This window comes from Agromyces sp. Root81 (genome assembly GCF_001429165.1).
In the GTDB taxonomy this organism is placed as follows: Bacteria; Actinomycetota; Actinomycetes; order Actinomycetales; family Microbacteriaceae; genus Agromyces.
This window is the reverse complement of sequence record NZ_LMIR01000001.1, coordinates 1,038,395-1,055,870: the sequence shown is the minus strand read 5'-3', so window position 1 is coordinate 1,055,870 and position 17,476 is coordinate 1,038,395. Positions and strand designations below refer to the sequence as shown.

At 69.6% G+C, this 17,476-nt stretch carries 18 protein-coding genes, 1 tRNA gene and 1 pseudogene; 3 read left to right on the top strand and 17 right to left on the bottom strand.

From position 1 onward, the window contains the following. Positions 1 to 3: 3 nt before the first annotated feature. From ASE14_RS05015 to ASE14_RS04995, 6 genes and pseudogenes are all read right to left on the bottom strand, one after another. The gene (locus tag ASE14_RS05015; protein WP_056651488.1) at positions 4 to 768 is read right to left on the bottom strand and encodes an ABC transporter permease; all 765 of its coding nucleotides are present in this window, start codon (positions 766 to 768) and stop codon (positions 4 to 6) included. Then, positions 765 to 1,440, bottom strand: a pseudogene (locus ASE14_RS05010) (ABC transporter ATP-binding protein); the annotation flags it as partial. The pseudogene ASE14_RS05010 and the gene ASE14_RS05015, both read right to left, overlap by 4 nt. A 1-nt stretch (position 1,441) precedes the next feature. Beyond that, a partial coding sequence (locus tag ASE14_RS20345) for an ATP-binding cassette domain-containing protein (RefSeq protein WP_157372821.1) occupies positions 1,442 to 1,686 on the bottom strand: 245 nt, incomplete at its 3' end. Next, entirely contained in the window at positions 1,683 to 2,051 is a 369-nt protein-coding gene (locus tag ASE14_RS05005; protein ID WP_056651807.1) for a DUF1048 domain-containing protein, read from the bottom strand. The genes ASE14_RS20345 and ASE14_RS05005, both read right to left, overlap by 4 nt. A gap of 105 nt (positions 2,052 to 2,156) precedes the next feature. Next, positions 2,157 to 2,504: PadR family transcriptional regulator (locus ASE14_RS05000; RefSeq protein ID WP_056651805.1), on the bottom strand; the 348-nt coding region annotated here is incomplete at its 3' end. A 160-nt stretch (positions 2,505 to 2,664) separates the two neighbouring features. Beyond that, positions 2,665 to 3,576, bottom strand: coding sequence for a LysR family transcriptional regulator (locus ASE14_RS04995; RefSeq protein ID WP_056651485.1), 912 nt, complete (start codon positions 3,574 to 3,576; stop codon positions 2,665 to 2,667). 83 nt (positions 3,577 to 3,659) lie between these two features. Between ASE14_RS04995 and ASE14_RS04990 the strand changes: the two genes are divergently transcribed. After that, positions 3,660 to 4,595: a DMT family transporter gene (locus ASE14_RS04990; protein WP_082600103.1), complete on the top strand. Its 936-nt coding sequence runs from the start codon at positions 3,660 to 3,662 to the stop codon at positions 4,593 to 4,595. 46 nt (positions 4,596 to 4,641) lie between these two features. Here the strand turns inward: ASE14_RS04990 and ASE14_RS04985 are convergent, their stop codons facing one another. The 3 genes from ASE14_RS04985 to ASE14_RS04975 form a co-directional block, all read right to left on the bottom strand. After that, a complete protein-coding gene (locus ASE14_RS04985) occupies positions 4,642 to 5,154 on the bottom strand; it encodes a septum formation family protein (RefSeq protein ID WP_082600101.1) in 513 nt (170 codons plus the stop codon). Between the two features lie 137 nt (positions 5,155 to 5,291). Continuing rightward, the gene (locus ASE14_RS04980) at positions 5,292 to 6,215 is read right to left on the bottom strand and encodes an LLM class F420-dependent oxidoreductase (protein ID WP_056651477.1); all 924 of its coding nucleotides are present in this window, start codon (positions 6,213 to 6,215) and stop codon (positions 5,292 to 5,294) included. A 9-nt stretch (positions 6,216 to 6,224) separates the two neighbouring features. Then, complete coding sequence (locus ASE14_RS04975) at positions 6,225 to 7,079, bottom strand: inositol monophosphatase family protein (RefSeq protein WP_056651474.1); 855 nt, start codon at positions 7,077 to 7,079, stop codon at positions 6,225 to 6,227. 173 nt (positions 7,080 to 7,252) lie between these two features. On the opposite strand from ASE14_RS04975, the gene ASE14_RS04970 reads away from it, so the two are divergent. Beyond that, positions 7,253 to 7,325, top strand: a tRNA-Lys gene (locus tag ASE14_RS04970). Between the two features lie 212 nt (positions 7,326 to 7,537). On the opposite strand, the gene ASE14_RS04965 is transcribed toward ASE14_RS04970, so the two are convergent. Genes ASE14_RS04965 through alr form a run of 3 tightly spaced genes read right to left on the bottom strand, consistent with a single transcriptional unit; the run spans position 7,538 to position 11,798 of the window. After that, positions 7,538 to 9,700, bottom strand: coding sequence for a CapA family protein (locus ASE14_RS04965; protein WP_056651470.1), 2,163 nt, complete (start codon positions 9,698 to 9,700; stop codon positions 7,538 to 7,540). Next, on the bottom strand, positions 9,697 to 10,689 hold the full coding sequence (locus tag ASE14_RS04960; protein ID WP_056651467.1) for a D-alanine--D-alanine ligase: 993 nt from the start codon (positions 10,687 to 10,689) through the stop codon (positions 9,697 to 9,699). Before ASE14_RS04960 ends, ASE14_RS04965 begins: the two co-directional genes overlap by 4 nt. Next, entirely contained in the window at positions 10,686 to 11,798 is a 1,113-nt protein-coding gene (gene alr, locus ASE14_RS04955) for an alanine racemase (RefSeq protein ID WP_235511086.1), read from the bottom strand. Before alr ends, ASE14_RS04960 begins: the two co-directional genes overlap by 4 nt. Positions 11,799 to 11,927: 129 nt before the next feature. Between alr and ASE14_RS04950 the strand changes: the two genes are divergently transcribed. Beyond that, positions 11,928 to 13,046: a glycosyltransferase gene (locus ASE14_RS04950; RefSeq protein WP_056651460.1), complete on the top strand. Its 1,119-nt coding sequence runs from the start codon at positions 11,928 to 11,930 to the stop codon at positions 13,044 to 13,046. A 57-nt stretch (positions 13,047 to 13,103) separates the two neighbouring features. Here the strand turns inward: ASE14_RS04950 and ASE14_RS04945 are convergent, their stop codons facing one another. From ASE14_RS04945 to ASE14_RS04925, 5 genes are read right to left on the bottom strand one after another with little or no spacing between them, the layout of a single operon-like run. After that, positions 13,104 to 13,697, bottom strand: coding sequence for an energy-coupling factor transporter transmembrane protein EcfT (locus ASE14_RS04945; RefSeq protein WP_056651457.1), 594 nt, complete (start codon positions 13,695 to 13,697; stop codon positions 13,104 to 13,106). After that, positions 13,694 to 14,383 (bottom strand): energy-coupling factor ABC transporter ATP-binding protein, encoded by a 690-nt coding sequence (locus ASE14_RS04940; protein ID WP_056651454.1) that lies wholly within the window; start codon positions 14,381 to 14,383, stop codon positions 13,694 to 13,696. The genes ASE14_RS04945 and ASE14_RS04940 overlap by 4 nt, the downstream gene beginning before the upstream one ends. After that, the gene (locus ASE14_RS04935; protein ID WP_056651451.1) at positions 14,380 to 15,555 is read right to left on the bottom strand and encodes a thiolase family protein; all 1,176 of its coding nucleotides are present in this window, start codon (positions 15,553 to 15,555) and stop codon (positions 14,380 to 14,382) included. The genes ASE14_RS04940 and ASE14_RS04935 overlap by 4 nt, the downstream gene beginning before the upstream one ends. Beyond that, positions 15,555 to 16,781 (bottom strand): synthetase, encoded by a 1,227-nt coding sequence (locus ASE14_RS04930; protein ID WP_157372792.1) that lies wholly within the window; start codon positions 16,779 to 16,781, stop codon positions 15,555 to 15,557. Before ASE14_RS04930 ends, ASE14_RS04935 begins: the two co-directional genes overlap by 1 nt. Then, the gene (locus ASE14_RS04925) at positions 16,778 to 17,467 is read right to left on the bottom strand and encodes a biotin transporter BioY (protein ID WP_082600099.1); all 690 of its coding nucleotides are present in this window, start codon (positions 17,465 to 17,467) and stop codon (positions 16,778 to 16,780) included. Before ASE14_RS04925 ends, ASE14_RS04930 begins: the two co-directional genes overlap by 4 nt. Positions 17,468 to 17,476 lie beyond the last annotated feature (9 nt).

The following is a 17,476-nucleotide window of genomic DNA, read 5'->3' as shown; positions in this document are numbered from 1 at the left end:
GGCTCAGCTGATCTTGCGTCGGTAGATCGAGATCGCCCAGAAGTAGGCGACCACGAGGATGCCGACGAGCCAGGCGAGGGCGATCCAGATGTCGCTGCCGACGGGCTGGCCGGCGAACAGGGCCCGGGTGGAGTTCACGATGGAGGTCACGGGCTGGTTCTCGGCGAACCAGGCGACCGGGGCCGGCATCGTGTCGGTGGGCACGAAGGCCGAGCTGATGAAGGGCAGGAAGATCAGCGGGTAGCTGAACGCGCTCGCCCCGTCGACGGTCTTCGCCGAGAGTCCGGCGATCACGGCGAGCCAGGTCAGGGCGAGGGTGAACAGCACCAGGATGCCGACGACGGCCAGCCAGGCGCCCACGTCGGCTCCGGTGCGGAACCCCATGATGAACGCGACGCCGATGACGATCGCCACCGAGACCATGTTCGAGACGAGGGAGGTGAGCACGTGCGCCCAGAGCACGCTGGATCTCGCGATCGGCATGGACTGGAAGCGTTCGAAGATGCCGCCCTGCAGATCGAGGAACAGCCGGTAGGCCGTGTAGGCGACGCCGGATGCGATCGTGATCAGCAGGATGCCCGGGAGCATGTAGTTGATGTACGACTCGTCGGATCCGGTGTTGATCGCACCGCCCAGCACGTAGACGAAGAGCAGCATCAGTGCGATCGGCGTGACCGCGGTGGTGATGATCGTGTCGGGGCTGCGGAGGATGTGGGTCAGCGATCGGCCGGTGAGGACCCGGGTGTCGCTGAGGACGTGGGTGGTCATCGTGATTCCTTTCSTGCCTGGGCCGCGCCGTCGGTGCGGGCGGCGTCGTCCGTTTCGTCCTCGCCGGTCTCTCCAACGAGGGTGAGGAAGACCTCTTCGAGGGTSGGCTGCTTCTCGACGTACTCGACCGTGGCGGCCGGGAGGAGCTGCTTGAGTTCGGCGAGGGTGCCGTTCTGGATGATCGTGCCCTTGTGCAGGATCGCGATCCGGTCGGCGAGYTGYTCGGCTTCGTCGAGGTACTGCGTCGTGAGCAGCACGGTGGTGCCGCTGTCGGCGAGCTTCTTGACGGTCTGCCAGACCTCGATGCGGGCCTGCGGGTCGAGGCCGGTCGTCGGTTCGTCGAGGAAGATGATCGGCGGGTTGCCGATCAGGCTCATCGCGATGTCGAGCCGGCGGCGCATGCCGCCGGAGTAGGTCGCCGCCTTGCGGCCGCCGGCGTCGGTGAGCGAGAAGCGGGCGAGCAGGTCGTCGGCGATCGCGCCCGGGTTCTTCAGGTGACGGAGCTTCGCGATCAGCACGAGGTTCTCGCGGCCGGTGAGTACTTCGTCGACCGCGGCGAACTGCCCGGTCAGGCTGATCGTCTCGCGCACGTCGCCGGGGTTGGCGGCGACGTCGAGGCCGTTGACCGTCGCGGAGCCCGCGTCGGCCTTCAGCAGCGTCGCGAGGATGCGCNCTGATCGTCTCGCGCACGTCGCCGGGGTTGGCGGCGACGTCGAGGCCGTTGACCGTCGCGGAGCCCGCGTCGGCCTTCAGCAGCGTCGCGAGGATGCGYACGAGCGTGGTCTTGCCGGCGCCGTTCGAGCCGAGCAGGGCGAAGATGCTCCCCGCSGCGACGTCGAAGTCGACGCCCTTGAGCACGTGCAGGTCCTTGAACGACTTCTCGATGCCCTGAACGCGAATTGCTGATTCGGTGGTCATTTCTGGGTCTTCCTCTCTGCGTCGTCGATCGCCTTGTTGAGGCGAGCGCGTTCCTTGTCGATCCACTGCTTGCCCGAGTAGGCCGCGGCGAACTCCTCGGCGAACTCGACCGGGTCCTCGCCGACGATGTCGCGCACCGGCGTGCCGTCGATGGCGGCGCGCTCCCACAGGTCGGCCGCGTCGCCGAGCATCGTGACCATGGTGTCCCCATCGGTGATGCCGCCCGCGTACATCAGGTACCTGTCGACCGCCTTCGCGGCGGTGCGGTACGGCTCGGGGAGGGCCTCGATGCGGGCCTTGTACTGCTTGTACTGCTTCTTCTGCTCGAGCGACCCGGTGACGGTCTCGATCCACTTCGCGGCCATGGTTACTCTCCTTCTTCGTTCGTGCGTTCGATGCGGTGGTGGAGCTGGTCGATCCGTTCTGCGAGGAAGCTCCACGTCCCCCAGAACTCCGCCAGGTACGCGCCNCTCTCCTTCTTCGTTCGTGCGTTCGATGCGGTGGTGGAGCTGGTCGATCCGTTCTGCGAGGAAGCTCCACGTCCCCCAGAACTCCGCCAGGTACGCGCCGCCCGATGCGTTCAGCGTGTAGACCTTGCGCGGCGGGCCCTTCTCCGACGGAACCTTCTCGACGTCGACGAGGCCGCGCTGCTCGATCCTGACCAGCAGGGCGTAGACGGTGCCCTCTGCGATCTCGGAGAAGCCCTCGTCGCGCAGCCGGGCCGTGATCTCGTACCCGTAGGCCGGACGCACGGCCAGGATCGCGAGGACGATGCCTTCGAGCGTGCCCTTGAGCATCTCGGTCATCTGCTTGCCCATGGAACCCCCTCCTCTCTACTACTCGGTGTTGTTGACTACCGGTACATAGTAAGCACAAGTACCGGTAGATAGCAACACCAAGTAGTGAAATTCTTCGAACGGGTCGCCGAGCGGCGCCGGTTCGCGGGTGCCGGTCGCGCCGGTCGGCAGGCTGAAGCCGTCAGGCGCGAGCGGCGACGCGCAGAAGTTCCGTCATCCGCTGCACGGCGGGATGCGTGCGCATCGACCGCTTCACGCGCAGCATGATGCGCCGCTTCACGTCGACGTCGTCGACGGCGACCATCGCGACCCCGTCGGGGAGGCGGATGGCTCCGAGTCGCGGCAGCACCGTGACGCCGACGCCGGCGGCGACGTAGTCGAAGCCGGTCGCGTAATCGGGGGCCTCCAGGCGGAACCTCGGGGCGAATCCACGAGCTGCGCAAGCTGCCAGGACGATCTCCCGGCAGGGTCCGCGGGCGTCGTCGTTGTCGATCCATGGTTCATCGGCGAGCTCGAGCAGGGTCACCGACCGCCGTCGGGCGAGCGGATGTCCCCGCGGGACGACGACGACGTATCCTTCGGTGCGGAGCGGCTCGATGTCGTACCCGTCTGCGACGCCGTCGGCGACGGCGGGGTCGCGATCGCCGCGCACCGACTCGGCGACGTAGAGTTCGACATCGGGTTCGCCGGTGAGTTGCCCGTGCCGCTCGACGAGCGAGAGTTCGAGCCGGAGGTCTGGGAACTCGTCCAGCATCGTCGCGGCGATCGCGGGCATCCACGCCCGGTTCGAGGAGGAGAAGCAGCTGATGCGAAGGGTGCCGCTGCGACCCGAGCGGAGATCGTCGGCCAGCGAGTCGAAGTCGGCGAGCTGGTCGAGTACCCGCGCGGCACGATCGGCGACGGCGAGGCCCGCGGCGGTCGGCACGATGCCGCGACCGCGCTTCTCGATGAGGGTCAGTCCGGTCTCGCGTTGGAGCGTGCTGACGTGCTGGCTCACGGCGGACGGCGTGTAGCCGAGTCGTGCGGCCGCACGGTTGATCGAGCCGGTCTGCACGACGGCGCGGAACACCCGGAGTCGATGCGGATCCACCATGTTCCGGATCGTACAGTGATGCTGAACGAATCGGAAGGATCGTTCGCTTGTACTGCCGTGATTGCGTCAAGCAGTCTGGACGCATGCGACTGACTCCCACCACCGTGCCCGGCCCGACGAGTGCCGCGACGGCGCCGGATCCGATCGGTTGGAAGGTACTCGCCGCGATGATCGTGGTGCTCGTGCTGTGGGCCTCGGCGTTCATCGCGATCCGGGCGGTCGGAGACGCGATCTCGCCGGGCCCGCTCGCGCTCGGCCGGCAGCTCGTCGGCGCCCTGGTGCTCGTGGCCATCGCCGTCTGGCGGCGACCGCCGCTGCCCCGCCCGCGCGCCCTCGTGCTCATCGCGATCTACGGCGTGCTCTGGTTCGCCGGCTACACGCTCGTGCTGAACATGGCGGAACGCCACCTCGACGCCGGAACCGTCGCGATGCTCGTGAACATCGCGCCGCTGCTGGTGGCGCTCGCGGCCGGAGTCCTGCTGAAGGAGGGCTTCCCGAGGCCGCTCATGGTCGGCATCGGGATCGCGTTCGCGGGCGTGGTGATCATCGCGACCGGCGGGATCGGGGCGGACAGCGAGCCGATCGGAATCGTGCTCGGCATCCTCGCCGCGATGCTCTACGCCTCGGGAGTGCTCGTGCAGAAGGTCGCGCTGCGCTCGGCGGATGCCCTGAGCGCGACCTGGATCGGCTGCCTCGTCGGCGCACTGGTGCTGCTGTCGTTCCTGCCGCAGACCGTCGTCGAGATCGCGGATGCCCCGGCGCCGGCCGTGCTCGCGGTGATCTACCTCGGTGTGGGGCCGTCGGCCGTGGCGTTCCTGCTCTGGGCCTACGTGCTCAAGCGCAGCTCAGCCGGGGCCACGGCGTCGGCGACGCTCGCAGTGCCGGCGATCGTGGTCGTGCTCTCGTGGCTGCTGCTCGGCGAGCTGCCGACCGTGCTCGGCCTGGTGGGCGGAGCGCTCTGCCTGGCCGGTGTGGCGTGGAGCCGTCGTCGGCCCCGCGAGCGGACGGCGCAGGCATGAGAATGCCGCGTGGCGCAGCCGAGGCGCGCCACGCGGCATCCGTCGATCAGCGAGCCGCGCCCGCGAGCGTGCCGGTGACCTGGCCGGCCGGGTCGTAGATCACGCAGGAGACCACGCGGTCGCCCATCTGGTCCCAGCTGTCCTCCGAGGGGCGGTACGCGTACATGCCCAGCGCCGACGAGTCGTAGGCGAGGCCGACGAACGGCTCGAACTGCGCGAGGCAGGCCTCGTCGGCCTGCGTCTGGATGACGTCGTCACCGGGGTAGGTGTCGCCCTCGAGAGTGAGGTCGAAGTAGATCTCCTCGTCGTGCGGCTGGTCGCACGGCACGACGGGCACCTCGGAGACGAGCTCCTCGGTGACCTCGTTCATGCAGTCGCCGACCTTGAGGGCGAAGACGTCGGCGTCACCCTCCTCGATGATCTCCTGGGTGGTCTCGTCGCGCTCGGGCTGCGAGGCGGGGCCGCCGACGAGGTCGCTGACGATGCTGCATCCGGCGAGCGGGATCGCGACCGCGACCGCGGCGAGGGAAACAAGTGCGCGCGTCATTGTGCGACGCATGGTGGTATTCAAAGTGGGTAGGGCCTCTCGATTCGGGTGAAGGATGTCCGCGAGGGCGCGTCGATCAACCGGCGCCCCCGCCCTATCCGGTTGATTTCGAGGTCAGCCTATCGGGAGCGTCCGACGTGTTACACGCGTCAGCGCAAGGCAGGCAGCACCTCTGCGCCGATGAGCACGAGATGCTCCAGATCGCGCACATCGACGAGTTGGAGGTAGACGCGGTCGGTGCCGAGGTCGCGCAGTCGCAGGATCTTCTCGACCGCCGCTGCTGGGACTCCGGCGATGTTGACGTCGGCGAAGGTGGCCGGGTCCTCGTCGATGGCTGCGAGGCGTCTCGCGTAGTCGGCGTCGGAGGTCGCGACGACCGTGGGCAGTGCGACGCTCATGCGGATGGAGTCGGGGTCGCGGTCGATGTCCTCGCAGGCCTGCCGGACTCGGGCGAACGTCTCGGCGACCACCGTCTCGTCACGGAACCCGATGTTGAACTCGCTCGCGAACCGCGCGGCGATCGCCGGGGTGCGCTTCGGGCCCGACCCGCCGACGATGATCGGCACGCGGGCCTGTGCGGGCTTCGGCAGCGCCGGCGAGTGCACGAGCCGGTAGTGCTCGCCGGTGAAGTCGTAGTGCTCGCCGACGGGCGTCGACCACAGGCCGGTGACGACCTCGAGCTGCTCCTCGAGCAGGCCGAAGCGCTTGGCCGGGAAGGGGATGCCGTAGGCCTCGTGCTCCTCGGCGAACCAACCGGTGCCGAGGCCGAGCTCGACCCGGCCGCCCGACATGTCGTCGACCTGTGCGACCTGGATGGCGAGCACCGAGGGGTGTCGGAACGTCGCAGAGGAGACGAGCGTGCCGAGCCGGATGCGCGCGGTCTCCCGGGCGAGTCCCGCGAGCGTCGTCCACGCATCGGTCGGGCCGGGCATGGGGTCGGCGCCGTCCATGGCCAGGTAGTGGTCCGAGCGGAACCATCCGTCGAAGCCGAGCCGCTCGGCTGTGCTCGCGTGTGCGAGCTGATCGGCGTAGCTGGCGCCCTGCTGCGGCTCGGTGAAGATGCAGACCTCCACGCCCGCCGCCTACGCCTCGTCGACGAGCGCCGCGAGCACCTCGTCGTGGAGGGCGCCGTTCGTCGCGAGCGCGCTGCCGTGCCACGGCCCCGGTTCGCCGGTGACGGCCGTGAAACGCCCGCCCGCCTCCTCGACGATGGGGATGAGCGCTGCGAGGTCGTACGGCTTGACGTCGAACTCCCCGGTGATGTCGATGAGCCCCTCGGCGAGCAGCATGTACGACCAGAGGTCGCCGTAGGCGCGGTCGCGCCAGACGCGCTCGGAGAGTGCGAGCAGGCGGTCGAGGTAGCCGGCCTCGCGCCACTGGGCGATGCTCTGGAAGCTCAGGGAGGCGTCGGCGAGGGAAGCGACACCGGAGACCTGCAGGCGCCGGGCGCCGGGCACGGACGCCTCGCCGATGGCGGTCCGGGCCTCGCTGGCCCCGGCCTCCGCCGCCGATGTCGTGGTCCAGGCGCCGAGGCCGGTGGCACCCCACCAGCGGCGCCCCATGGCGGGCGCGGATGCCACGCCGACGACCGGCACGCCGTCGATCGCGAGGGAGATGAGCGTTCCCCAGACGGGCACGCCGCGGAGGAAGTTCGCGGTGCCGTCGATCGGGTCGATGATCCACTGCCGCGCCCCGTCGCCCTCGACGCCGAACTCCTCGCCGAGGATGCCGTCGTCGGGTCGGGCGGCTGCGATGCGTTCGCGGATCGCACGCTCGACCGCGAGGTCGGCTTCGGTGACGGGGGAGCGGTCGGGCTTCGTCTGCACGTCGAGGTCGATCGCACGGAATCGCGAGAGCGAGACGGCGTCGGCCAGTTCGGCCAGTTCGAGCGCGAGCGCGAGGTCGGAGGAGAGCTGGTCAGCGGTGTCGGCGGTCACGAAGATCAGGCTATCGTGGGCGCCGCGCTGGCCGGATCCGCGCCCGTCGCACGGTGTCGAACGGGGTGCGACGCGCCGATCGCGGGCTTCGATTGGCGCAACAGCGCATTCTCCTGATACTGTGATTCCTCGGTTCGGGTTATAGAAAATCCGGGCCGAAACAAGTGAAGAATGCACCTCTAGCTCAATCGGCAGAGCAACTGACTCTTAATCAGTGGGTTCTCGGTTCAAGTCCGAGGGGGTGCACGATCAAGCCTCGAACCTCTCGCCGGGTTCGGGGCTTTTTCATTTCCCGCGGCCGCGGCCGCGGCCGCTGCCGCTGCCGCTGCCGCTGCCGCACGCATCGCACGCCGTCGCCGTCGCCGGCCGGTGGTCGGTTGCCGGTTCGGACGTCCGCTGACTGTTCGACGCGGGAGACGGCTTGCACGGATGCCTCCGCGCCCTGAAGCGCGGAGGCATCACCGATGAGGTGAGATCGAGCCATCGGACTCGATGTTCGCGGCGGTCTCGGGAAAGTCGCGACGGCTTCGTTGATCGATCAGCTCGACCGCCCGTTCGTCAGGGTCTCGGACGGGTCTCCCATCGTGCTGCTCGAAGCGGACGGAGCGCACCTGCCCGTCGATCATCGTTCCATCGGCGCGCAACCTGACGGCGAGGTAGGCGCCGTAGCGCGTCGACTCTTCCGCGCCGAAGACGCCCCCGCCGCCGAAGTTACCCAGGCTGTACGCGATCAGCCTTCCGCGATAGAACTCCATCCCCCGCAGCACGTGCGGCCCGTGGCCCACGACGAGGTCGGCACCCGCGTCGACAGCCGCATGCGAGAACGCGATGGGGTCGCCGCGGTTCTCGCCGTACATGACCTCGGTTCCGGGTGTCACGGCATCCGCGCCGGCACCCTCGGCTCCCATGTGCGCGTGGACGACCACGATGTCCGCGTGTTCTGCGGCTGCCCGCACGACCTGTCGCACGTGGCGCAGGTCGGTGACCCGGTTGAAGCCGTCGTAGGGCGCGAATCCGAGCATCGCGACCGTGATGTCACCGATCCGTGTGAAGGCGATCTCATTGCGGTCGCCGACCGTTCGGACTCCGGCGTCGGTGAGATGCGCTCTCGTGTTCGCGTATCCGGCGCGCCCGAAGTCGCCGGTGTGGTTGTTCGCAAGGTTGAGGAGATCGAATCCGGCGAAATGTTCAGCCGCGTCCGGGTCGCTCCGAAACGCCAGGCAGTCTGCGTGCTGCTCGCACTTGTCGTATCCCGTGTCTGCGGAGATGACCTGTTCGAGGTTTCCGGTGACGATGTCCTGGGTGAACCAGGGCCGCACATCGTCGAAGTGGCCACGACCGCGGTCGGCGGGCACGGAGTGGTTCACGTCGTACAGCAGCATGTCGCCGGTTGCCCCGATGCTCACCTCTCCCGCCTGCGACGCGGGCTGGCGTGGAACCTCGGCCGGGCTGACCGGTATCGCCGTGACGCGGATCGTCGACACGCCCATCGCCGCGACCATCAGGGCCGCGACCGCCGCACGCCACGGGAGACGGTGCCGTGGCCGGGCCGGGTCGTCGCGGCGAGAGAGCTCAGCCGGTGTTCGGCGTGCCGGAAGGTCGAACAACCAGAGCAGTCGGTCGCGCACGATGAGGTGTCCGAGCATCGTGCTCACTGCGACGACGACCGCGGTGAGGATCATCGGGAGCAGGACGGCTGCGGCCAGCTGCACTGCGATCCTGGCACCCGAGAGCCAGCTCACCAGCGCGAGGTCGGCCAGAGCGAGCACCGGCATGTGTATCAGGTAGATCGGAAGCGTCCGAACGCCCAGCCAGGTCAGCCCCCGCCCGAGTCTCGGGATCTGCGGCAGGAGCGGTGCGACGACGATCCCCATGCCGACGCCGATGAGCGACACTGCAGGCCACACACCGGGCACTGTCTCCGATCCGGTGACCCTCATCACACCGAAGGCGACGAGGTACGCCGCGATCGACGTCGCCGCGACGAGTGGTCGCGGGCGCGCGGCGAAACGGCGGATGTGCGGGGCGAAGTACAGACCGAGCAGAAAGAAGAGGAGGTTGTACAGCAGCGAACCCCGGTTGCTCGCCACGTCGATCAGCCCCGCCGAAACCGTGACCGACAATGCGGCGGCGCCGCCGATGAGGATCCACCGCGGGAGACGCCGCAGTCCTTTCGCGACGAGGAAATACAGGGCGAGCGCGTAGAGGTACCAGGTGTTCGGGGGGCTGATCGTCACCGCTTCGATGAACTCGGCGACGCTGCGTGGGACGAAGGTGGGGAAGTCCGCGAACGCCCACATGGCGATCATGTGGATGAGGGTCCACAGGAGGTAGAGGTAGAGGAAACGCACCACGCGAGTGCGGAAGACGATCGCCCACGGCCGAGCGAGCGCATTCGCCGCGAAGTAGCCGGAGATCATGAGGAACAGCGGCATCAGGAACGGCCAGATGAAATCGCTGGCAAGGCCCCATACGCCGGGGATCGGTAGGCCGATCTTCCAATCGATCTGCAAGTAGGTCTTCAACACCACGTGCCAGAAGACGACGAGGAGGATCAGCAGGCCTTTGAGCGCATCCGCCCATGCCGACCGACCGGGAGGCTCGGTCGAGTCCCCGCTCATACGAGGATCGAGTTTCGGAAGGACGACTGCTCCGCGGATTCGAGGAGCGCTGCGATCAGCCCGACGTAGTCGAGTCCGGTCGCGGCGTACATCAGCGGAACCTGCGACTGTTCAGTCATCCCCGGAGCCGTGTTCACCTCATTCAGCACCACCCCGGCAGCAGTGGCGAAGAAGTCGAAACGCGCCACCCCGCTGCACCCGAGAGTCTCGTAGAGGAGGACGGCGGCGTGACGGATCGATGCTTCATCGCGTTCGCCGATCGGGGCAGGTACCGTGAACGCCGCACTGCCGTCGTACTTCTGCGTCCGGTCGAACACTCCGCCGGGGGCGACACCGATCTCAAGGGTGGAGCCGAGGCGCAACTCGCCGTCCCGGTCGCGGAACACGGCGATATCCACTTCTCGCCCCAGCACGTACTCTTCGACGAGCACAGGTTCACCGAACGCTCGAGCACGGCTCACCGTCTCGGCGACGCCGTCTCTCTCATGAACGACGAAGACGCCATTGCTCGAGCCACCGGTCGCCGGCTTGATGACGAAGGGGGGCTTCAGATCCGTCGTGGTCACGCTCGCTCCGACTCCGATTCCGGCGACCGCAGCCTTCGCGGTGGCGATGCCGAGCGAATCGGCGATCAACTTCGTGACCCATTTGTCCATCCCGAGCGCACCGGCCCGCACGGGGGAACCCACATAGGGCACGCCGGACAGGTCGAGGAACCCGGCGATCGCGCCATCCTCGCCGTTGACGCCATGCAGGGCGGGGAACGCGATATCGCAGTCCGCAAGCACCTCGACGGCACCATGCGCGGGCAAGACGCCGCCGTTCTCGTCATGCCACGCGCCGTCCTCCCCGATGGTGAGGGGAACGACCTCGAGGCCCAACTCGACGACCGCTCGACTGACGGCGGCGGCAGAAGCGAGAGACACGTCGTGCTCATCACTGACACCACCTCCGATGACGGCGATCCGGGCACTGGTGTTCTGCGTCATGACATGGCTCCTTGCGACTGACTCGCGGTCTCGATCGTGCGGTGGATACGGGGGATGCGGTTCCCTACGCGAGTGACGATCTCGTGCTCGATCGTGTGAGCCCACTCGGCCCACTCCGCGACAGTGGGCTCTCCGTCCGACCCGGGCCCGAAGAAGGTGACGCGTTCGTTCGGTCGCAGCACGTCGTCGCCCGTATCCACGACGACCATGTCCATCGAGAACCTGCCGACCAGGGGCCGTCGTCGCCCTCGTGCGAGGACCTCTGCCCGCCCGGATGCCTCGCGGGGAAGGCCGTCACCGTACCCGATCGGGAGCAGGGCCAGGTTCGTACGACTCCGTGTCACGTAATCGAGGCCGTAGCCCACTCCAGTGCCAGCGCTCACCTCGCGCGAAGACACGACTCTCGAGGTCAGTGTCACGGCCGGCCGCAACATGTCGGTGCGGCACGAAGGATCGATGCCGAACAGTCCCGCTCCGATTCGGTGGACATCGAAACCCGACCCGACACCGGTCAATGTCGCGGCTGTTGCCGCGAGGTGAAGGATGTGGGGCGCCAGCGTACGGCGTCTGGCCGTTCGAACCGCGCTCTCGAAGACCAGGCGCTCCCGCGTGTTCTGCGGATTGCCCGGATCGTCCGCACACGACATATGACCCATCACCCCGACCACTCGAATCGCGCCGAGCGCCTCGTGTTCGCGGGCGAGTGCGCACAGCGTGGGCCAGTCGCGCGCCGCGCAGCCGTCGCGGGCCATGCCGACATCGATGTGCAGGTGCACGCGCGCTGGTGTCCCGACACGCAGCGCTGCCCAACCGATGGAATACAGCAGATCCACACTCGGCACCGCGAGATCGACATTCTCACGCACAGCCGTCTCGAAGTCGGCGTCGGGCGTGTTGAGCCAACTGAGAATCGGCGCCCCGATACCGGTGGCCCGCAACGCGAGAGCTTCATCGACGGAGGTCACGCCGAGCGAGGTCGCCCCGGACTCGAGGACCGAGCGAGCGATCGCCCCATGTCCGAACGCGTCGGCTTTCAGCACGGCCATGACCCGACCCTCGGTCAACGCCGAGAATCTCGCCGTGTTCTCACGGATGGCGTCGTCATGCACGACGAGCTCCGAAACGGATGATTGCATGGTCAGAAGTCAAACGATCGCCGTGTTGCCGCCGAGTATCCGGTTTTCAATACGCGCACGATACGCAGAGCAGCCTCAGCAACGGCGGAATAGGCTGCCGGCATGACAAGCTACCTGCTGGCCGGGGGCGGGACCGCGGGACATGTCAATCCGCTCCTGGCCGTCGCCGATCGCCTGCGTGAACGCGAGCCGGACGCCACGATCCTCGTGCTCGGCACTGCCGAAGGTCTCGAAGCGCGACTCGTTCCCGAGCGCGGCTTTGTGCTCGAGACGATCCCGAAGGTGCCCTTGCCGCGCCGACTGAACCGCCAAGCGCTGCAGTTCCCTGCGCGCTTCCGCCGCGCGGTCACGCGCATACGCACGCTCGTCCGTGATCGCGGCATCGACGTCGTGATCGGGTTCGGCGGTTACGCCGCAACCCCCGCGTACGTCGCCGCGCGCAAAGAAGGCGTGCCCTACGTCGTCCACGAGGCGAACGCTCGGCCGGGACTCGCCAATGTGTGGGGCGCGCGCCGCGCCGCAGCTGTCGGCACCGTGTTCGCCGATACGCCGCTGCGCGGGGGAGAGGTCGTCGGGATGCCGCTTCGTGCCGAGATCTCCACGCTCGATCGTGCGGGGTCACGCGCGGAAGCCGCGGAGTACTTCGGGCTCGACGCCGACATGCCCGTGCTGTTGGTCTTCGGCGGATCGACGGGTGCCCGCAGGATCAACGAGGCCTTTGCGCAAGCATGGCCGGAGATCGTTGCCGAGGGCTGGCAGATCCTGCACGTGACCGGTGACGCGAACGCCGATGATGTGGACGCCTCCGGTGCCGAAGCTCGCGTTGTCGTGCCGTACGCCGACCGGATGGATCTGGCGTATGCCCTCGCCGACCTGGCTGTGTGTCGATCGGGGTCGGCGACCGTGAGTGAACTCAGTGCGCTCGGGATTCCCGCGGCGTATGTTCCGTATGCGGTCGGGAACGGAGAACAGGCGCTCAACGCCCGCGGGGTGGTGCAGGCCGGTGGGGCGCTGCTCATCGACGATGCTGAGTTCACCGCGGATGCCATCGTCGAACGTGTCATTCCCGTTCTGCGCGATGCTGAGGTTCGTGAACGGATGGGGCGCGCTGCCGCATCCTTCGGAACGTTGGATGGCACCGAGAAGCTGCTCGTGCTCGCTGATCGCGCTCGCGCAGGGGCAGGCGCCGCCCCGTTCGGCACCGCAGGCGTGTCTCCGTGACGTCGGTCTCGGAGATCACGGCGGTGCCGGAGAACGCCGCCATCGCCGCGGCGGCGATCAGTCGTCGAAGCCGCGTGCGGTCAGCGCATCGCCGAGGTGTTCGGCGGTCTGCAGCGCGCGCACGATGACCGGCACGGCGAGCGCGACGATTGATCCCTCTGCGCCACGGGCCTTCCTGGCCTCGAGCACCTCGCGCACGATGTCGGCGAGGAGCGGCACGCAGCGGATCGTGAGGGCCAGTGCGAGACCGACCCGGTCGGCGTCGATCCAGCGACGGAACGGGCGCAGCAGCGCCTGCATCGCATCGAGCGTCTCCGTGACGGGCGTCGTGAGCGTGTAGAGGGCGGCGAGCGCCACGGCGAGCACGAGGCGCACCGCCATCGTCGCAGCGGCCTCCCACCCGCCGAAGAACACCTGCACGGGAACGGCGAAGGCGAGGAGCCAGAGGATCGGCACGATCTGCCGCCAGACGAGCGGGAACGGGAGCCACGCCACGAGGAACACGACCGCCACGAATCCCGAGGCCGCGGCGAGCGCGACGGGGGAGGTCTGCATCGCGATCACCGTGACGATCACGGCGAGGAGACCGAGTTTCAGGAGCGCCGGGGCGCGATGCACGAGTGAGCGACCTGGATGGAAGACGCCGATCATCGCGGGCTCCCGATGATCTCGCGATAGGCGTCGAGCGCGGGCTCCGGGCGGTCGTCGGCGATGACCCGACCGGCCTCCATCACGATGACGCGATCGAAGTCCTCGAGCAGTTCGAGCTGGTGGCTGACGACGACGAGCTGCTGCGGCAGCTCGGCGAAGTGCTCGCCGACGAGCCGGGCATTGCGCGCGTCGAGCAGCGTCGTCGGCTCGTCTGCGACGATCACGGCCGGCTCGGCGACCAGCACCGAGGCGAGTGCGAGGAGTTGCTTCTGCCCGCCCGAGAGCCGATGCGCAGGTCGGTCGGCCAGCCCGGTGAGTCCGAATCGGTGCAGCGCCGCCTCGACGCGCGCCGCGGCATCCGCTCGATCGAGCTTGTGGCGTCGCAGCGTGAACGCGACGTCCTCGCGCACGGTCGGCATCACGATCTGGTTGTCGGCGTTGGTGAACACGAAGCCGACGGTGCGGCGCACCTCGCGTGCGTGGCGCGCGAGGTCGAGTCCGCCGACCGAGACGCGACCGGCGGTCGGCGCGACGAGGCCGTTGATCATGCGGGCGAGCGTCGACTTGCCCGAGCCGTTCGCGCCGACGATGCCGATGCGGTGCTCCGAGAGCACGAGCGAGACGTCGTCGACGACGCGTTCCGCATCGAAGTCGTGGCTGACGTGGTCGAAGACGATCTCGGTCATGGGGTCCGTTCCACGATCATGGCGATGCCCTGGCCGCCGCCGATCGAGCAGGCGGCGAGCCCCGGGCGGGCGTCATCGGAGGAGAACATGCGGGCGGCGAGCCTCACGAGCAGCACCGCGCCGGACGCGCCCCATGGATGCCCGAGTGCGATGGCGCCGCCGTCGCCGGAGATCAGCGACTCGTCGAGTCCGAGCTCGTCGCTGACGGCGAGGAGCTGGGCGGCGAACGCCTCGGTGATCTCGACGAAGCCGAGCTCAGCCGGGGTCAGTCCGGCCCGGGCGAGCGCGAGCCGGGCGGCGGGAGCCGCACCGATGCCCGGCAGCGCGGGGTCGCCGCCGGTGACGGCGGTGGCCACGATGCGCAGCGAAGGGAGACCGAGTTCACGTGCCACGCGAGCGGTCGTCACCGCCATCGCCGCGGCGCCGTCGGAGAAGCCGCACGAGTTGCCGGCGGTGACCGTGCCGAACGGGCCCGCTGCACCGTCGCTCGCTCCGGCGGGAGGAGCGAACGCGGGTGCGAATCGCGAGAGCCGCGTGACGTCCATCCCAGCGCGCGGGCGATCGTCGCTCGAGATGCCGTCGATCGCGACGATCTCGCCGGCGAAGACGCCGTTCGATCGCGCCGCGGCGGCGCGTGCGTGCGAGCGGGCCGCCCACGCATCCTGCCGTTCGCGGGAGATGCCGCGCACCGCCGCGAGCCGGTCGGCCGCCTGGCCCATCTCGGGATCCGGGAATCCGGTCGGTGCGAACGGCGCGCGCGAGTACCGTTCACCCGACAGCGGCCAGGAGCGGTGCGGCGCCGTCGACGCCGACTCGGCACCGCCGGCGAGGAACAGTGCGCCGTCTCCGGCCCCGACCCGGGCGGCGGCCTGCATGACGGCATCCAGGCCGGAACCGCACTGCCGGTCGACCGTGACGCCGGGCACCGAGGTGCCGAGCCCCGCCCGCAACGCGGCGACGCGGGCGATGTCGCCGCCGGGTCCCATGCAGTTTCCGAGCACGACGTCGTCGATCGCGAGGCCGCTCGGCGCGACGGCCGCCGCGACCCCGGCGAGGACAGGGGCGGCGAGCGAATCGACGGTGTGCGCGGCGAGGCCGCGGCCGGCCGTGCCGATCGCGGTGCGCAGCGGCGAGACGATGACTGGCGCGGAGCGAGCGCCGGAGCCGGGCATCACGACGGGCTCCCGTCGGACATCGCCGGGTGCGCCGGGCCGAGCGTTCCCGCCGCGAGCGCGACCCGGAGGAGGCCTCGTGCCGGCTTGCCGGAGACGGTGCGGGGGATGGCGTGCACGAACCAGCGCCGCGGCAGTTCGGCTGCGGGCAGGCGATCGCGTGCGGCGGCCATGACCGCTGCGGCATCCGTCGCGCCGTCGAGCTCGACGACGGCGACGACGCGTTCGCCGAGCAGTTCGTGCGGTTCGCCGATGACGACGGCCGCGACGACCCCGGGCAGGGCGAGGAGGCGCGCCTCGACGTCTTCGGCGAGCACGGTGGCACCCGCCGTCGTGATGGCGGCGTCGCCGCGGCCGACGATGCGGAAGGCCTCGGCATCGATCGGTTCGGCGAGGTCGCCGACCGTGGCGAAGCCGTCGCCATCGCGGCGGAGCATGCCGCCGCCGACGACGCCGAGCGCGAGGTAGGGCGAGCGGGCCCAGAGTTCCCGGCCCGACGCGGTCGGCCGCAACTCGACCTCGACGCCCGGGAACGGCGAGAGCGAACCGCCCCGGCCGGCCGCCACGAACGAGAGCTCTGCGGCGCCGTAGTACTCGGTCACGCGGATGCCTCGTGCTGCCGCCCGCGCGCGGAGGGGACCGCCCATCGCCGCGCCGGCGACGATCGCAGCCGACGGCAGCGCGTCGGACTCGATGAGACGTGCCAGCCGGGTCGGCGTCGCATGCACGACGCTCGCCCCGTCGAGCCCGTCGCCGACCGCTGCGCCGAGCCAGAGCGCGTGGAGCGCCGCGTAGAGGTGCATGGAGACGTGCAGCGGGCCGGTGACGGCGATCCGGTCGTCCGACCGGATCCCCGCGATCTCGGCGAGCGGTGCGGCCGAGGCGAGCCAGGAGGCGTTCGTTCGGGCGACGGCTCGCTGGCTGCCGGCGGGGTCGGAGGATCCCGAGGTGAGCACCGCGAGTTCGGTTCCCGCGGGCAGGCTCGACGAGATCCGCTCGGCGTCCGCCGCGTCACCGCCGACGAGCACCGGGCGGCCGCGGTCGAGGCACGCGAGCACGAGAGTGAGGAACTGTACGGGATCGGTGCCGGCCGGGCAGGCGACGAGTCCGTCGCCGCTCGGCAGCGAGGCCGCGGCGACCGCGTCGGCGAGCTCGCCGTAGCGCACGGCGTCGCCGCCGAACGCGAGGGCGAGTCCGTCGCGCTGTCCCCGCAGCCAGTCGCTCACGCCGCAGGGCCCGCGGGGGTCGGTTCGGAGCCGGACGCGCCGGTTCGCGATGCCCACGGCCACGATCGCGGCTCGATGAGCCCCGGCCATGCCCGGTGCACCCCCTTCGCCACGAGCACGGTCACGACGACCTTGGCGAGGTCGCCGGGAAGGTAGATCGTCGAGCCGAGCAGGGCGGCCCCGACCGGGATGTCGGTGATCGCGGCCATCACGGGCACCCCGACCAGGTAGATCGCGACGATGCCGCCGAGCGCGGTCCATGCGAGCGCGGGCGCGATCGGGTACCGCGGCAGCAGGCGGGCGGTCGCCCAGCCGATGACGGCGGCGCCGAGCAGCCATCCGATGAGGTAGCCGACCGACGGGCCGACGAAGACGCTGAGGCCGCCCCGGCCACCGGAGAGGAGCGGCAGGCCGGCTGCGACGAGCGCGATGAAGAGGAGCACGGAGAGGGCACCCTTGCGCGCACCGAGGATGGCGCCCGCGAGCATCACCCCGAGCGTCTGGAACGTGATCGGCACGGCGGCGCCGCCGATGGTGAGGGCCCCGGGAAGTCCCAGCGCGGCGATGAGCGCGGCGAAGACGGCGATCTGCGCGAGGTCGCGGGCACTGCTGCGGCGCGGGCGTGCGGCAGTGGGCGTCGCGTTCGACTCGGTGTCGGGCGGGGTGGTGCTGTGGGCGGAGGTCATCCGGTTCCC

Excerpts from the sequence above, each read along its gene's own strand:
- ASE14_RS05015 (WP_056651488.1), bottom strand. The coding sequence starts at position 768 with ATGACCACCCACGTCCTCAGCGACACCCGGGTCCTCACCGGCCGATCG.
- ASE14_RS05005 (WP_056651807.1), bottom strand. The coding sequence starts at position 2,051 with ATGGCCGCGAAGTGGATCGAGACCGTCACCGGGTCGCTCGAGCAGAAG.
- ASE14_RS04995 (WP_056651485.1), bottom strand. The coding sequence starts at position 3,576 with ATGGTGGATCCGCATCGACTCCGGGTGTTCCGCGCCGTCGTGCAGACC.
- ASE14_RS04990 (WP_082600103.1), top strand. The coding sequence starts at position 3,660 with ATGCGACTGACTCCCACCACCGTGCCCGGCCCGACGAGTGCCGCGACG.
- ASE14_RS04985 (WP_082600101.1), bottom strand. The coding sequence starts at position 5,154 with ATGCGTCGCACAATGACGCGCGCACTTGTTTCCCTCGCCGCGGTCGCG.
- ASE14_RS04965 (WP_056651470.1), bottom strand. The coding sequence starts at position 9,700 with ATGAGCGGGGACTCGACCGAGCCTCCCGGTCGGTCGGCATGGGCGGAT.
- ASE14_RS04960 (WP_056651467.1), bottom strand. The coding sequence starts at position 10,689 with ATGACGCAGAACACCAGTGCCCGGATCGCCGTCATCGGAGGTGGTGTC.
- ASE14_RS04950 (WP_056651460.1), top strand. The coding sequence starts at position 11,928 with ATGACAAGCTACCTGCTGGCCGGGGGCGGGACCGCGGGACATGTCAAT.
- ASE14_RS04945 (WP_056651457.1), bottom strand. The coding sequence starts at position 13,697 with ATGATCGGCGTCTTCCATCCAGGTCGCTCACTCGTGCATCGCGCCCCG.
- ASE14_RS04940 (WP_056651454.1), bottom strand. The coding sequence starts at position 14,383 with ATGACCGAGATCGTCTTCGACCACGTCAGCCACGACTTCGATGCGGAA.
- ASE14_RS04935 (WP_056651451.1), bottom strand. The coding sequence starts at position 15,555 with ATGCCCGGCTCCGGCGCTCGCTCCGCGCCAGTCATCGTCTCGCCGCTG.
- ASE14_RS04925 (WP_082600099.1), bottom strand. The coding sequence starts at position 17,467 with ATGACCTCCGCCCACAGCACCACCCCGCCCGACACCGAGTCGAACGCG.